Below are 14575 nucleotides of genomic sequence, written 5' to 3'. Positions count from 1 at the left end.
GATTCCGCTTCCGCTCAACTGCGGTCGCGGAACTTGTTGGTGATCGGATAACGGCGGTCTCGGCCAAAATTCTTCCTGGTGATCTTCACGCCGGGAGCGGCCTGCCGGCGTTTATATTCAGCGATGTAGAGCAGGTTTTCCACCCGATGTACAAGCTCGCGGTCGTGGCCTCTCTCCACGATCGCATCGACGGACATCTCCCCTTCTACGAGACATTCGAGGATATCGTCGAGAATGGGATATGGCGGCAGCGAATCCTGGTCCGTCTGGTTTTCGCGCAATTCGGCCGACGGTGCCTTGTCGATGATATTTATGGGGATGACCTCGCCGGACGGGCCGAGCGCGCCGGGCGGCACATGGGCATTGCGCCAGCGCGCCAGCGCATAGACCTGCATCTTGTAAAGGTCCTTGATCGGATTGAAGCCTCCATTCATGTCGCCGTAAAGCGTAGCATAGCCCACCGACATTTCCGACTTGTTGCCCGTCGTCACCACCATCGAGCCGAATTTGTTGGAAATCGCCATGAGGATCGTGCCGCGGGCGCGGCTTTGCAGGTTTTCTTCGGTGATGCCGGCGGTCGTGCCCTCGAACAATTGGCCGAGCGCGTTCGAAAAACCTTCGACCGGCTCGGAAATGGGCACGATATCGTAGCGGCAGCCGAGGGCGCGGGCGCAATCCTCGGCATCCTTGAGCGATTCCTTCGAGGTGTAGCGGTAGGGCATCATCACGGTGCGTACCCTCTCCTCGCCCAGCGCATCGACTGCCAATGCCGCGCAGATGGCCGAATCGATGCCGCCGGAAAGGCCCAGCACGACGTTCTTGAAGCCGTTCTTGTTGACGTAGTCCCGCAGCCCCAGCATGCAGGCACGATAGTCTGCTTCCTCCTTATCAGGGATAGCGGACGTCGGGCCTCCGGAGCACTTCCAGCCTTCCTCCTCCCTTTTCCAGGTCGTGACGGCAATAGCCTCCTCGAACTGGCTTATCTGGAAAGCGAGCGTCCTGTCCGCGTTGATCGCGAAGGAGGCGCCGTCAAAGACGAGTTCGTCCTGGCCTCCGAGCTGGTTGGCATAGATGATCGGCAGTCCGCTTTCGATCACCTGCTTGATCACGATCTGATGGCGGACGTCCACCTTGCCGCGATAATAAGGCGATCCGTTCGGTACGAGCAGGATTTCCGCCCCGCTCTCGGCCAGCGTCTCGCAGACGCCTAGGTCGCCCCATATATCCTCGCAGATGGGAATGCCGAGGCGTATGCCGCGAAAATTGACAGGACCGGGCATCTGCGGGCCGGCCTGAAAGACGCGTTTCTCGTCGAATTCGCCATAATTCGGCAGGTCCAGCTTGTAGCGTTCGGCGATCACCTCGCCGCCGTCCAGCACCATGATCGAATTGTGCGTGCCACTCTCGCGCGTCAGCGGCGTTCCTACAATGATTCCGGGGCCGCCATCAGACGTATCGGCCGCCAGTTCCCGCACAGCCCGTTCGCATGCCGCAACGAAAGCGGGCTTCATGACGAGATCCTCCGGCGGATAACCGGCGATGAAAAGCTCGGTGAAAAGGACCAGATCCGCACCTTGCCGCGACGCGTCAGCCCTCGCTTCCCGCGCCTTGGCGAGATTGCCGGCAACGTCGCCAACGGTGGGATTGATCTGGGCAATCGCTATGCGGAGGATATCGGGCGTGGAAGTATTCATGTTTCCGCTTTACCGTTCCGATTTGCCAGGAGCAATGCCCGACGATCGAGGTGGATGCCGAACTTCTTCTTGCGGCATGGCTCAGAATGGCGAACCGGAAAGCCATTCTCCAAGCGCCACCACCCAAAGCCCGACGGCCATCAGCGCGGCCAGCGCGACCGCCAGCGAGCCGCAATCCTTGGCGACCTTGATGTCGATATTGGTTTCCCGCGTGATGGCGTTGCAGGCGGCCTCCACGGCGGTATTCAGAGCTTCGACGATCATCACCAAGAATATGGATGCAATCAGCAGCGTGAAGCCGCGCCATGTCGCCGACAACAGATAGGCAGCGGGAAGCGCGACCACCAGGAGAACCAGTTCCAGCCGGAATGCCGCTTCGTTCGCCGTCAAAAACCGCAGCGCGCGAAAGGAATTCGCCGCCGCCAACATCAGTCTCCGCATCGCGCCTTGCCCCTGCCGGCAGAAATTTCGCCTCGCTTCATTCGCCGGCAACCTTTACCGAATCGCTCGATTCCTGAAACTGCGGCAAGCCGTCCTCGATCGTATAATAGTCCCCCTTGTCGGCGACAAAGATGTGGCTCTCCGCCGTCAAGCCGCTCGGCCTGTCAAAGGCGCCAGCCATGACCGACGTATAGTCGAGCTCGTTGTGCTTCCAGAACAGCGCCGACCCGCAAATGGAGCAGAAGCCGCGGCGCGCAGCGTCCGAAGCAGCATACCAAGTCAGGTTCTCGCCGCCCTCGATCTCGAGATTGGCATCCGGAACATTCGTCGCCGCGTAATGATGTCCGGTCTGCCGGCGGCACTGAGAGCAATGACAGTAAATGACGCCGCGCAAGAAACCGGTCGTGCGAAACCGGACCGCGCCGCAAAGACACGCACCCCTACGATCCTCCACCATCACGTCCCTTCCTTTTGCACTCGGCCGTCATCAGTCCATATCGAAATTGCCGCAATCTGTACCTACTTGGGTGCGCACGACAAGCTGTTCCTGCAAGCGGTATAGTTCATGACTCCAACCGGAAAACCGCCTTCCACTGTCCGAGGCAAGCGTGCTCTCTTGCTCGTCAACCCCAAAGCCCGGCGCGGTAGTGAGACCATCGAACCGGTCCTGAGCCGCTTTTCGGCCGGCGGACTGGAGATCACGATAGAGCAATTCGAGGCTCTGCCCGAGATCGCGCGCGACATCACCCGCATGCGGGAAATGGCCGATCTCGTGATCATCTGCGGCGGCGACGGTTCCATCTCGTCCGGCGCCATGGCGGTAATGGAAAGCGGTCTTCCACTCGGCATCATGCCCATGGGGACAGCAAACGATCTGGCGCGGACTCTCGGCATTCCGCTTGATCTGGAAGAGGCCGCCGATGTCATCAGCGCCGGACATCTGCGCAAGATCGACATGGGCACCGTGAACGGCCATGCCTTCTTCAACGTCGCCAGCATCGGCGTCAGCACCGAGCTCGCACAGGGGCTCGATCCCGTCCTGAAACGCAGGTTCGGACGGCTTGGATATGCACTCGCCGCCATAAAGGTGCTCACCAGGGCGAAGCCCTTCGAAGCGGTCATCACCGAGAAAGGCGAAAAGACCCATGTCTCCACCTTCCAGATCGCTGTCGGAAACGGCCGACATTATGGCGGCGGCAATGTCGTGGAAGAGAGCGCGCAGATCGATGACGGCCATCTCGATCTCTACAGCCTCGAGATGAAGAATGTCTGGAAGCTGGCGCTGATGCTGCGCTCGTTCCGTTCAGGCACTCATGGCGCCTGGAACGAGGTGCGTACGGCCCGCTGCGTCGAATTCGACATCGAAACCCGAAAGCCGATGCCGGTGAATACCGATGGCGAAATCGTCACCTCGACGCCGGCCCACTTCAAGGTGTTGCCGGCGGCGATCCCGGTATTCGTTCCACGCTGAGCCCGGCCGCTGGACTCCTGCCCGCAACCAGTAGATGTCAGCCGTTGGCGGCCTTCTTCGCCGGAAGGCTCACTTTGTTCTTCTTCAGGAGCTCCGCCACCATGAATGCCAGCTCCAGCGACTGGTCGGCATTCAGCCTCGGATCGCAATGGGTGTGGTAACGGTCCTGCAGTTCCTCGTCGCGGATGGCGCGGGCGCCGCCGGTGCATTCGGTGACGTTCTTGCCCGTCATCTCGATATGGATACCGCCTGGATGCGATCCTTCCGCACGATGTACGTCAAAGAAAGCCTGCACTTCCTTCAGAATGCGCTCAAAAGGCCGGGTCTTGTAACCCGCCGCAGCGGTGACGGTGTTGCCGTGCATCGGATCGCAGGACCAGACGATCTTGCGGCCCTCGCGCTCCACGGCCCGGATCAGCTTCGGCAGATGCTCTCCCACCTTGTCGGCACCGAAGCGTGCGATCAGGGTCAGACGGCCGGGCTCATTCTCCGGGTTCAGGAGATCGATAAGCTGCAACAGGCCGTCCGGCGTCATAGACGGGCCGCATTTCAGGCCAAGCGGGTTCTTGATGCCGCGGCAATACTCCACATGGGCATGGTCCGGCTGCCGGGTGCGGTCCCCGATCCAAATCATGTGGCCGGACGTGGCATACCAATCCCCCGAGGTCGAATCGACACGGGTCAGCGCCTCCTCGTAGCCCAGAAGGAGCGCCTCATGACTGGTGTAAAAATCCGTCTCGCGCAGGGCGTAGTTCGTTTCGGAAGTGATGCCGACCGCGCGCATGAAACTCATCGTTTCCGAGATCCGGTCGGCGAGCGCCTGATAGCGCTCCGCCTGCGGACTGTCGGAAACAAAGCCGAGCATCCATTTATGGACGTTCTCGAGATTGGCGAAACCGCCCTGGGCGAAGGCGCGCAGGAGGTTCAGCGTCGCGGCCGATTGGCGATAGGCCATTTCCTGCCGCGCCGGATCAGGCGTGCGCGATTTCTCGTCGAATTCGATGCCGTTGATGATGTCGCCGCGATAGCTCGGCAGCACCACGTCGCCCTTGGTCTCCGTACCGGAAGAACGCGGCTTTGCGAACTGTCCGGCAATACGACCGACCTTCACCACCGGTTGGGAAGCAGCGAAAGTTAGAACAACTGCCATCTGCAGGAAAACACGAAAAAAGTCGCGGATATTGTCGGCGCCATGCTCGGCGAAGCTTTCCGCACAATCGCCGCCCTGAAGCAGAAAACCCTCGCCATTGGCGACGGCGGCGAGTTGCTTCTTGAGCTTGCGGGCTTCACCCGCAAAAACGAGCGGAGGAAAGGTGGCAAGACGGGCCTCGGTTTCAGCCAGGGCGGCCTGATCCGGATAGGTAGGCACCTGCTGGATCGGCTTTGCTCTCCAGGAATTCGGTGACCAGTTCGTCATATTCGTACCCACTATATCTTGCCGGCGACAGCATGCGGCCGCGCCTCTTCTTACCCGCCGCGGCTTAATACAGTATGCCGCAACGACATACTACCCTGCTTTTCCGCCCGAATCGAAGTGATTCGCATCCGGCAAGCCTGTTAATCGATGCGTTCGCCGTCTTTCACGCGATAGGTGGGCTTGTACATGGTCACCAGCTCCTCGGCGGCTGTCGGATGAACCGCCATCGTCCGGTCGAAATCGTCCTTCGTCAGCCCGGCCTTGATCGGAATTCCGAGAAGCTGCGCCATTTCGCCGGCATCGGGGCCAAGCACATGCGCACCAAGCACGCGCCTGGTTGCGGCATCAACGACGAGCTTCATGGTCATGCGCTCCTGCCGGCCGGAAAGTGTGTGGCGCATCGGGCGGAAGCGCGCCCGATAGATTTCGATTTCATCGAATTTCTTCGCCGCGTCGTCCTCGGACAATCCGACCGTGCCGATTTCCGGCTGAGAGAATACGGCTGTCGCGATGGCTTCATGGTCGACTTTTACCGGATTGGACTTCATGGCCGTCTCCACGAAGCACATGGCCTCGTGAATGGCGACAGGTGTGAGTTGAACGCGATTGGTGACATCACCGATGGCCCAGATATTGTCGACACTGGTCTGCGAATAGTCGTCGACCACGATCTCGCCAGTCTTGCCAGTCTCTACTCCGGTCGCTTCAAGGCCGAGCTTTTCGGTATTGGGAATGCGCCCGAGCGCAAGCAGAACCTGGTCGGCCGTCAATACCTTGCCCGAGACCAGATGCGCATCGAGCCTGCCGTCGGAGCGCTTCTCGATCTCGGTGAAATGCTCCTGGCAATGGATGCGAATGCCCTTCGCTTCCATTGCCTCGTGGAGCCCCCGGCGCATGTCCATATCGAAACGGCCGAGGATTTCCTTGCCCCGATAGACGAGGCAGGTCTCCACGCCGAGACCATGGAAGATGTTGGCGAATTCAACGGCGATGTAGCCGCCGCCGGCGATCACGATTGATTTTGGTAGTTCCGGCAGGTCGAAGACCTCGTTGGAGAAGATGCAATGCTCGTGGCCCGGCAATGCCGCATGCGGGTTGGGACGCCCGCCCGTTGCGATCAGAATCTTGTCCGCTGTGTATGTCCTGCTGCCAGCCTGGATCGTATGACGGTCGAGCAGAACCGCGCGATCCTCTATGATCTGCGCTCCTGCATCTTCAAGACCCTTGCGATAGACGCCTTCGAGACGGGCGATCTCTCGATCCTTGTTGGCGATCAGGGTCTTCCAGTCGAAACTCGCTTCCGACACCGTCCAGCCATAGCCGGCAGCATCCTCGAAATGTTCGGGAAATTGCGAGGCGTAGACGAAAAGCTTTTTCGGCACGCAGCCGCGGATCACGCAGGTGCCGCCGAAGCGGTATTCCTCGGCGATGGCAACACGCTTGCCGAGTCCGGCCGAAAGCCGTGCCGCACGCACGCCGCCGGACCCACCGCCGATTACGAAGAGGTCGAGATCGTATTTCGCCATTTCCAACCTGCCTGATGCTTTCCCATGCCGCTCGTGCCTGAACGAGATGAACCCAAAAGAAAAGCCCGGCAAGGCCGGGCTCAGAGACTCCCCCGAGATATGGGGAACATTTGCGTTACTGATTCTGCTCTTCCGGCGCTGCGGGCGTGTCAGTGCCTTCAGCCGGCGTCACAGGCTGGCCCGAAACCTGCGCGCCGACGGCAGCCTGGATCTGCGTGCCGACATTCTGCGCAAGATCGCGTGCGACGCCCCGCTGCCAGATTTCGGCGGCTCTCAGGACTTCGCGCGCGACAATCGGTCCATCCGACAGCAGCTTCTGACCGGCGGGCGAGGTGTAAAAAGTGGTGATCGACTCCAACTCTTCCTCGCTGAAAACACGCGCATAGGCGAGCGCGGCTTCCTTTTCCAGATCCGCCCTGCGAGGCGCCAGCTTCAGGGCGTTCTCTTCAACAGTGGCGTTGATAAGCTCGACCAGATCAGGATTCTTCTGGATGAGTTCGGCCTTCAGCGCCTGCGTAGCCTGCGGCAGCACATTGTCGAACTCGTCCGTGGCATTGAGCGCATCAAGCGCCTTATGCGCGGCCTGAAGGTGCGCATCGGAAATTTCCTGTGCACTGGCGGGCATCATGAAAACCGTTGTCGCCAAAGCTGCGGCAGCGATGAAGAGGCGGGCGCGTTTGGCCAAAATCATTTTCGATCCTAACTCCCTGTCTAACGGGTCGCTTGTAGTGTCCTGATGCCGTCGTCGCCGGCCACGATTGCAGTGTCGGCCATTCCGATGAAAAGCCCGTGCTCCACGACGCCCGGTATGGAATTGAGTCCATCCGATAGCGCTCTTGTATCCGGAATGCGGCCAAAAGATGCATCGATTATGAGATGTCCGCCGTCGGTGACGAATGGCTCTCCGTTCGTTTTCCTGATCGCGAGCGGACCGGAAAGGCCAAGCCGGGATGCCAATTTTTCGACCGCACCCATGGTGGCGTGCAAACCGAAGCGGTTGACCTCGATCGGCAATGGAAACTTCCCCAGTTCCTCGACGAGCTTGGTATCGTCGGCGATCACGATCATGCGGGCAGATGCGGCAGCCACGATCTTCTCGCGCAGCAAGGCGCCGCCGCCGCCTTTTATCAGGGCGAGATCGGGGCCGATCTCGTCGGCACCGTCGATCGCAAGGTCCAGTTCCGGCATGTCGTCAAGGGTAGAAAGCGGCACGGAAAGCTCCTTGCACAGACCGGCCGTGCGTTCCGAAGTCGGCACGCCGGCGATCCTCAGCCCGCCGGCAACCTTTTCAGCCAGCAGGCGCACGAATTCCTCCGCCGTCGAGCCTGAGCCGATGCCGAGCTTCATTCCGTCCTCGACATGCTCCAGCGCCGCGCGCGCTGCTTCGATCTTCAGAGTCCTTGCATCCACCTTGTCTGGCCTTTCACGTGAAGCGCGGTTCCTATCATCTTTGCGGCCCGTGGCAAATGCCATCGAGCCAAATTGCCTCAAGAGCGCCTGCCTTGCACGCTCCTGCAAGGCGGGCTATGCGGCGGGCATGAATATTCCGGAAGGAAATGCGAATGCCAGCTCCGACCATCGTCTTCGATCTTGACGGCACGCTTGTCGATACCGCCCCCGATCTTCTCAACAGCCTCAATCATTGCCTTTTGAGCGTAGGCATTCCCGCCATTCATGAGGGCGAAATCCGGCGCTATGTAGGGCTTGGCGCCCGTGTCATGATCGAACGCGCCTTCGCAGCCCATGGCAAGGATCTGGCTGAGGGCCAGTTGGATGCATTGCAGGCTCTTTTCATCGAGCACTACACGGCTGAAATGCCCGGAAAGTCAGTGCCTTTCCCCGGTGCGCTCGACGCCCTGGAACGGTTTGCCAAGGCCGGCTATGTCTCTGCGATCTGCACCAACAAGCTTGAAACCCTTTCGCTCAAGCTTCTTGACGCACTGGAGATTGCGCCGCGCTTCGCTGCCATCTGCGGCGCCGACACCTTTGCCTTCCGCAAGCCGGACCCGCGCCATCTGATTGAAACCGTCGCCCGTGTCGGCGGCGATCCAGCCCATGCCATCATGGTCGGCGATTCGCGAACCGACATAGACACCGCCAAGGCGGCAGGGATTCCTGTGGTTGCCGTCGATTTTGGCTATACCGACCGGCATGTCAGCGAATTCGGCCCCTCGCGCGTCATTTCTCATTTCGACGAATTGACCGTCGAGTTCATTGAAGACCTGCTGCGCGTTGCCGCCGATTGAGCATTTCCGCCCCTGAACCCTCCTTGACTTGCGCGCGGTGCGCACCTTATATCGCCGCTCGTTTTCGGCGATGTCGGAAGCGGGGCGCGTAGCTCAGCGGGAGAGCACACCCTTCACACGGGTGGGGTCACAGGTTCAATCCCTGTCGCGCCCACCATTTTTCCTAATGAAATCAATTGGCCAGGCGCTAGAGCTTGTCGTCCCCCTGCACGACCTTTCGCAGAGCCGGCTAGAAGTACAGCTTCGCGCAGCGTCTCAACGACGCCAAGTCATCGCACAAGATCGAGGCGCATGCATCGTGCTGAAAGAAAAGCCCGCCACCTTTCGGCCGCGGGCTGTAAGGTCAGATTAGCCGAGCAGGTCGCCGTCGCCAATACCGCCCAGAAGGCCGTCAGCCGTGCCCAGCAGACCGTCGGCAGTCCCGAGGACATTGCCGAGCACGCCCTCGATACCAAGACCACCACCGCCGGCAAGATCGTTGATGACACCGCCAGGAGCGGTAAGGTCGACATAGACATCAGCGACACCTCCGGTGAGGTCGCCTTCCTCCAGACCGGCGATCAGATCACTGGTCACTCCGCCATTGCTGATGAGATTTCCCGTTGTCGTCTCACTGGAGGTTGCGCCGGGCGATACGGTTTCAGCCACATCATTCACGACGTCATTGACCCCCCGCAATGCGGAGCCAACGGTACCAAGCAGTCCAGACAAGCCACTAAGCATTTGCACTTCCTTCTTTAGGTTACACACGACTGCTCGTAGACAGAGAATGAGGCTAATTCCGAGGCCAAGAATGCGGCAGTGCAATCACAATTGGTTTCCTTGCGTAACCCCAAGGGCCTGTGGCCGAGCCGGGTTCGAAAATGCCACGGCGGATGGCTCTGGTCCGGTAGTGAGCGCTGTGACCGGATTCACAATTCAACGATCGCAGTGCATCCGGTCCATTCTTCAACGGTGGCAATGCGGCACGGACAGCTAAGCGGCTGCCTGCTTTGGAGGGCATTGTCCGCCGCACATTCGCTCCACGCCTTTCAATTTGCCGGGGACGCCGGGGAGACAAACCTTGGCTGTGGCGGTAAATTTTCCCGATTCGCGTGGTCGCGGTTCGGAGTCCCGGATTTTGGAGAGGGGTAATGCCAAGTTTCAATCGCCGGAAGTTTTTGGCAACGGCGGTGACAGGTGCCGCCTCTGCAACTCTCTACACATGCTCGAGCGTTCGATCCCGCCACGACTCCGCATATGTTCAAACCCAATTCGCACAGCCCATCCCGCTGTCGCAATTCAATCCTGATATCATCGACGAACGCCAGATATATGGCGCCATGTCCGACGACGGCCACGAGATCCCAGCAGTTCCGGTTGACAAGATCGACCCGAAATATCGCCGGCAGCTTGTAGCAGACCCCACCGGTGAGCAGCCGGGCACCATCGTCGTCGATACGTCGAACCATTTTCTCTATCTGGTCGGTGGTTGGGGCGAGGCCCTGCGATATGGCGTCGGCTTGGGCCGCCAAGGCTTCGAGTGGTCGGGCCGTGGTGTGATCGAATGGAAACAAAAGTGGCCGCGTTGGTTTCCGCCGGATGAAATGATTGACCGCCAACCCGAACTGGAAAAGTACCGGGCACGGCAGATCCCCGGCAAAAACGAATGGGAAGGCGGCATGGAACCGGGTGTTATGAACCCTTTGGGGGCGCGGGCGCTCTACATCTTTCAGGACGGCAAGGATACGCTTTATCGCATTCACGGTTCCCCGGAATGGCAGTCCATCGGCAAATCGGTATCTTCCGGATGTGTAAGACTGATCAACCAGGACATTATCGATCTGTACGACCGCGTATCGGAAGGCGCGCCATTGGTTGTCACCAGCGGCTTGCCCACCGTAGTACAATCCTGACGCCGACCTTCACCTGCCATATGGGTGATCCCACAGGTTCACCTTCTGTTGCGTCCACCTGTTTCACAGGTGGCACTGGCCGTTCCGCAAGAAAAGCTTGCCCGGCAGGCCTGTCTCCCCTACCAGCGACCGGATAGATGGTCTGAGATTTCCGGAGCGAAATCGCCGTGCAAACTTCGCCGATCCGGGCCGCCGTTTTTGTATCGTCGGTTTTCGCCCTGTATATCTCCGCCGCGATGCTGATACCGGCGGCCGTGGACATCTATTACGGCAACGCCGACTGGCAGGTTTTCGCCTTCTGCGCCATGACCACGGGCGGCCTGGGACTTATCGTCGCCGCGGCAACCCGTTCGCGCCCGCCGATCCAGTCCACCCGGTTTGCCTTTCTGCTGGTCGCATTATTGTGGGTCACTCTGGGCTTGGTCGGCGCAATTCCGTTTTATGCTGCCTCGCTCAAGCTCAACATCGCCGACTCCGTCTTTGAATCGGTCTCAGCAATCACCACGACCGGCTCAACGACCATCGCAGGTCTCGACAATGTTGCGCCGGGCTTGCTCCTTTGGCGCTCGCTATTGCAGTGGATCGGCGGCCTGGGCGTGATCGCGCTGGGTCTCTTCCTGCTGCCCTTTCTGAATGTCGGCGGCTTTTCCTACTTTCAAATCGAATCGTCGGATATCGACGAACGCCCTTTCGAGCGGTTCTCTACATTCATGGTCGCACTCCTCGGCATCTACGCCAGTCTGACCGTATTGTGCGCCATAGCCTATGCCGCTGCCGGAATGAGTTCCTTCGATGCGGTCAATCACGCGATGACCACGCTCGCAACAGGTGGTTTCTCAACGCATGACGCTTCTTTCGGCTATTTCGAGGGGCAGGCCGTGCTGTGGATCGGTACGATCTTCATGCTCGTCGGCGCCATCCCCTTCTCGATCCTGATCCTGCTTGCCGTCCGGGGCAGGCTCGACGCCCTTCGCGATCCGCAGATCCGTGTTTTTCTCGGCTATGTTGCAGCCTTCGCTCTCACCGTGGCGATCTATCGCAGGGTGACGGCGGATATTCCTTTTGGCGAAGCACTGGCCCATTCCGCCTTCAATTTCGTTTCGATCATCACAACCACCGGCTTTGCGAGCGAAGATTACAGTTTGTGGGGACCATACGCGGTTGTCGCTGCCTTCTTCGCCACTTTCCTGGGCGGCTGCTCAGGCTCCACGGCCGGCGGCATCAAGGCCTATCGCTTCTACATCCTTGCAAAGATGCTGGCCAACGGCTTGCGTCAGCTCATCCACCCTCATGTCGTCCAGAGCATCCGCTATGGCAGCCGCACTGTCGATGCCGACATGCAGCGCTCCGTCGTTCTTTTTATGACGGCGTTCATGCTGGCATGGGTGGCATCGACCATGGCTTTGGCGGCTGGAGGGCTCGATTTCGTTACAGCCTCGACAGCAGCTCTGACTGCAATCACGAATGTCGGCCCGGGTTTGGGTGATCTTGTCGGACCGGCAGGCAACTTCGTGCCGCTCGACAACTATGCCAAATGGATACTTTCCTTCATGATGCTGCTCGGAAGGCTCGAAATCGTTGCTGTCCTTGTGCTGCTGATGCCAAGCTTCTGGCGCAATTGATGATGGCCGTCAGCTGCTGGGGGCGCGGATGTCGGCAACCTTCTCGAGAGCGGCTTTCAGACGCACGTCACGCTCATAGATGTCGCCGGCATATGACACCGCCCCGTTCCCACCCGGCCAGGCAGTGAAATAACCGACATAGACCGGTATTTTCCTCGGCGCATTCTGCCGGTTGTGGCCGCGTTTCAAACGTTCTTCAATCTGCTTTCGATCCACGCCGAGCACCGCGGACGCCATGCCTCGGGGATCCTGCAGCCTGACGCATCCATGGCTGAAAGCGCGCGTGTCCCGCTGAAAGAGATCCTTCGCAGGCGTGTCGTGCATGTAGATCGCATGCTTGTTCGGAAACATGATCTTCAGTTCGCCAAGAGCGTTTGCCTCACTCGGCACCTGCCGGACGCTATAGGGAATATTTGCGCCGTAGCGCGCCCAATTGATCGAAGCAGACGAAATACGCCGCCCTTTGGAATCCATGACCTCGTAGCCTGCCCGATCGAGATAGCCAGGGTCCCTGAGAAGACGCGGCAGCATCTCGTTGACTATGATCGACCGCGGAACCCCCCAATAGGGATTGAATTCCACATATTCGATCTCGTCATAGAAAAAGCTCGTCTGGTTGGTGGCCTTGCCAACCACCGTGCGCATCGAGAGCTTCTCCCTGCCGTTTTCGATGAAGCTGGCGGTAAAGGCCGCCGTATTGAGAAACACCCGTGTGTCACCAAGGTTCGAAGGATGCCAGCGAAGCCTTTCGAGCGCCAAAAGCACCTTGTCGATCTTTGCAGTCTTTGTGTCGCCGACGAGCTCCTGCACCGTGCGAGGACCGATCACGCCATCCGGATTGAGGTCCTTCGCCTTCTGGACAGCCTTGATGACCGGCACCAGTTCATCCGCATAGCGGTCGCTTTCGGCATATTTCGTCAGCACCATCCCGTATTCGGCAAGGAATTCGGGATCGGCGTCGCGTTGGATGATCTGCAGGATTTTCGGCAATTCGATATTCATGCCGCCGGGCCGCACGAACATCTTGGGGTCGACGACAATCTCATCTTCGGCACTGGCGCGCAGCGCCTCTAGCTCGACGCGCAGGGCGCGATACTCGTCATTCTGTGGGTGCCGCGATTCCAGATAGGCGCGCAGATCGCGGGTCGTGGAGATCGCGTCGAGCGCTTTGGCCAAATCAAACGGTTTTGGCGGAAAATCGTGATAGCCGGACAATTTATTTGGATCGACGCGACCGGAATAGGCATCGCGCGCGTAACGCAATACACGGGCCGAAAGCGTCATTTCCAGGCGGACCAGATTCTTCAGCCGCGCCGGCGCCCGCTGGTTGGAAAAATTCGCAGGCGCAATCGAGACGGCATAGTCCGCTTCGGACAAACCATAGCTGCCGGCATCCCCCAGGACACGCAGCGCCTGCTCGGCACGTTCATTCGTCTGATAGCCGGATATCCAGATGAAGGCCGGCTTTGACGTGTAGTGCTGGGCGATGGCTTCGGCAATCTCTTTTTCGGCATAAAGGTCGAAATCGCCGATTTCCCTGATCGCGTCACGGAAGACGGGATCTGCCACGGCGGCTTCCAGCGGAATGGCCGACGCCCCTTGGGCCAATGTGCCGAAATCGACACGAACAAGCGCCTGGGGCTTGTAGTCATAATAGGAGGGCGCGGAGACCGTTGGCATTGCCTTTGGGCGGACCGGCTGCTGCGGCGCCTGCTCGTGTTGCCGGGGAAGATGTTGCTGCCGCCGCATCTGTTGATAAGGCGCGCCGTGCTCGACCATGGGCCTGTTGGCCCGATTGCCGCCGAAAATTCGTTCGAGCAGATTCTGCGCGCTTGCATCCGTCACCGTGCCAGCAAATGCGGCGGTGAGCGCAATGAGCGAAATCGCGAGACGGTTCATCCTGCCAGTTTTCATCGAGCACCCGCAAATATCGTCTGCTTCCATGTTCCGGCAGCCAAAGCCGATGCCCGCTCGGCATCTTAATCCGTCGTCGCCTACCCTTTATTGTTGTTGCAACCACTCATGGCAGTCGTATGCGAAAGCACTATAATGATTCATGCGCCGCGCGTTAAGCGTCGAGCAGACGCGATCACCCTATTCTGATCGCAAAAGCAGCCATCCGGACGAGGACTGTTGCCTTTCGGTGTCAGTCGGCGGATGGACTTTGCCGAGGCGCACTGTAAAAACGCCGCCAGCGTTTCCGACATTTGCCGCTTTGGCATTCGAGCAAGTGGGCGACGGAGGCGGCACACAAATGTCAAAC

Annotated in this window: 13 protein-coding genes and 1 tRNA gene; 5 read left to right on the top strand and 9 right to left on the bottom strand. The window is 59.5% G+C overall.

Annotated elements, in window-relative coordinates; translation table 11 throughout:
* Positions 1-14: 14 nt before the first annotated feature.
* The 3 genes from L598_RS01305 to L598_RS01295 form a co-directional block, all read right to left on the bottom strand.
* Positions 15-1694 carry an NAD+ synthase gene (locus L598_RS01305; protein ID WP_144859265.1) on the bottom strand — a complete coding sequence of 560 codons (1680 nt, stop codon included), beginning with the start codon at positions 1692-1694 and terminating at the stop codon, positions 15-17.
* A gap of 81 nt (positions 1695-1775) precedes the next feature.
* On the bottom strand, positions 1776-2135 hold the full coding sequence (locus tag L598_RS01300) for a diacylglycerol kinase (protein ID WP_144859263.1): 360 nt from the start codon (positions 2133-2135) through the stop codon (positions 1776-1778).
* A gap of 37 nt (positions 2136-2172) precedes the next feature.
* Positions 2173-2592 (bottom strand): GFA family protein, encoded by a 420-nt coding sequence (locus L598_RS01295; RefSeq protein WP_144859261.1) that lies wholly within the window; start codon positions 2590-2592, stop codon positions 2173-2175.
* A gap of 108 nt (positions 2593-2700) precedes the next feature.
* Between L598_RS01295 and L598_RS01290 the strand changes: the two genes are divergently transcribed.
* Positions 2701-3606, top strand: coding sequence for a lipid kinase (locus tag L598_RS01290; protein WP_144859259.1), 906 nt, complete (start codon positions 2701-2703; stop codon positions 3604-3606).
* 37 nt (positions 3607-3643) lie between these two features.
* Here L598_RS01290 and L598_RS01285 read toward each other — a convergent pair whose 3' ends face one another.
* The 4 genes from L598_RS01285 to rpiA all read right to left on the bottom strand — a co-directional run bounded on the left by L598_RS01285 (position 3644) and on the right by rpiA (position 7959).
* A complete protein-coding gene (locus L598_RS01285) occupies positions 3644-5023 on the bottom strand; it encodes a 3-deoxy-7-phosphoheptulonate synthase class II (RefSeq protein ID WP_144859257.1) in 1380 nt (459 codons plus the stop codon).
* Positions 5024-5163: 140 nt separating this feature from the next.
* Entirely contained in the window at positions 5164-6549 is a 1386-nt protein-coding gene (gene gor, locus L598_RS01280) for a glutathione-disulfide reductase (RefSeq protein ID WP_144859255.1), read from the bottom strand.
* Between the two features lie 115 nt (positions 6550-6664).
* Complete coding sequence (locus tag L598_RS01275) at positions 6665-7240, bottom strand: DUF2059 domain-containing protein (protein ID WP_144859253.1); 576 nt, start codon at positions 7238-7240, stop codon at positions 6665-6667.
* A 20-nt stretch (positions 7241-7260) separates the two neighbouring features.
* Entirely contained in the window at positions 7261-7959 is a 699-nt protein-coding gene (gene rpiA / locus L598_RS01270; RefSeq protein WP_144859251.1) for a ribose-5-phosphate isomerase RpiA, read from the bottom strand.
* Between the two features lie 152 nt (positions 7960-8111).
* On the opposite strand from rpiA, the gene gph reads away from it, so the two are divergent.
* Positions 8112-8795: a phosphoglycolate phosphatase gene (gph, locus tag L598_RS01265; protein WP_144859249.1), complete on the top strand. Its 684-nt coding sequence runs from the start codon at positions 8112-8114 to the stop codon at positions 8793-8795.
* Between the two features lie 82 nt (positions 8796-8877).
* A tRNA-Val gene (locus tag L598_RS01260) sits at positions 8878-8952 on the top strand.
* 191 nt (positions 8953-9143) lie between these two features.
* Here L598_RS01260 and L598_RS01255 read toward each other — a convergent pair.
* A complete protein-coding gene (locus L598_RS01255) occupies positions 9144-9518 on the bottom strand; it encodes a hypothetical protein (RefSeq protein WP_144859247.1) in 375 nt (124 codons plus the stop codon).
* Positions 9519-9928: 410 nt separating this feature from the next.
* Here L598_RS01255 and L598_RS01250 point away from each other — a divergent pair, with 410 nt between their 5' ends.
* Both L598_RS01250 and L598_RS01245 read left to right on the top strand, forming a co-directional pair.
* The gene (locus tag L598_RS01250; protein WP_144859245.1) at positions 9929-10690 is read left to right on the top strand and encodes a L,D-transpeptidase; all 762 of its coding nucleotides are present in this window, start codon (positions 9929-9931) and stop codon (positions 10688-10690) included.
* A 167-nt stretch (positions 10691-10857) separates the two neighbouring features.
* Entirely contained in the window at positions 10858-12312 is a 1455-nt protein-coding gene (locus L598_RS01245) for a TrkH family potassium uptake protein (protein WP_144859243.1), read from the top strand.
* Between the two features lie 9 nt (positions 12313-12321).
* Here the strand turns inward: L598_RS01245 and L598_RS01240 are convergent, their stop codons facing one another.
* Positions 12322-14211: a L,D-transpeptidase family protein gene (locus L598_RS01240; protein ID WP_246658567.1), complete on the bottom strand. Its 1890-nt coding sequence runs from the start codon at positions 14209-14211 to the stop codon at positions 12322-12324.
* Positions 14212-14575 lie beyond the last annotated feature (364 nt).

The sequence above is a fragment of the Mesorhizobium sp. J18 genome (assembly GCF_007829525.1).
Taxonomy (GTDB): Bacteria; Pseudomonadota; Alphaproteobacteria; order Rhizobiales; family Rhizobiaceae; genus VLJP01.
The sequence above is the reverse complement of the archived record's forward strand: the minus strand, read 5'-3'. Positions and strand labels throughout refer to the sequence as shown.

Excerpts from the sequence above, each read along its gene's own strand:
- L598_RS01290 (WP_144859259.1), top strand. The coding sequence starts at position 2,701 with ATGACTCCAACCGGAAAACCGCCTTCCACTGTCCGAGGCAAGCGTGCT.
- L598_RS01275 (WP_144859253.1), bottom strand. The coding sequence starts at position 7,240 with ATGATTTTGGCCAAACGCGCCCGCCTCTTCATCGCTGCCGCAGCTTTG.
- L598_RS01255 (WP_144859247.1), bottom strand. The coding sequence starts at position 9,518 with ATGCTTAGTGGCTTGTCTGGACTGCTTGGTACCGTTGGCTCCGCATTG.
- gor (WP_144859255.1), bottom strand. The coding sequence starts at position 6,549 with ATGGCGAAATACGATCTCGACCTCTTCGTAATCGGCGGTGGGTCCGGC.
- L598_RS01285 (WP_144859257.1), bottom strand. The coding sequence starts at position 5,023 with ATGACGAACTGGTCACCGAATTCCTGGAGAGCAAAGCCGATCCAGCAG.
- L598_RS01240 (WP_246658567.1), bottom strand. The coding sequence starts at position 14,211 with ATGAACCGTCTCGCGATTTCGCTCATTGCGCTCACCGCCGCATTTGCT.
- L598_RS01300 (WP_144859263.1), bottom strand. The coding sequence starts at position 2,135 with ATGCGGAGACTGATGTTGGCGGCGGCGAATTCCTTTCGCGCGCTGCGG.
- gph (WP_144859249.1), top strand. The coding sequence starts at position 8,112 with ATGCCAGCTCCGACCATCGTCTTCGATCTTGACGGCACGCTTGTCGAT.
- L598_RS01305 (WP_144859265.1), bottom strand. The coding sequence starts at position 1,694 with ATGAATACTTCCACGCCCGATATCCTCCGCATAGCGATTGCCCAGATC.
- L598_RS01250 (WP_144859245.1), top strand. The coding sequence starts at position 9,929 with ATGCCAAGTTTCAATCGCCGGAAGTTTTTGGCAACGGCGGTGACAGGT.
- L598_RS01295 (WP_144859261.1), bottom strand. The coding sequence starts at position 2,592 with ATGGTGGAGGATCGTAGGGGTGCGTGTCTTTGCGGCGCGGTCCGGTTT.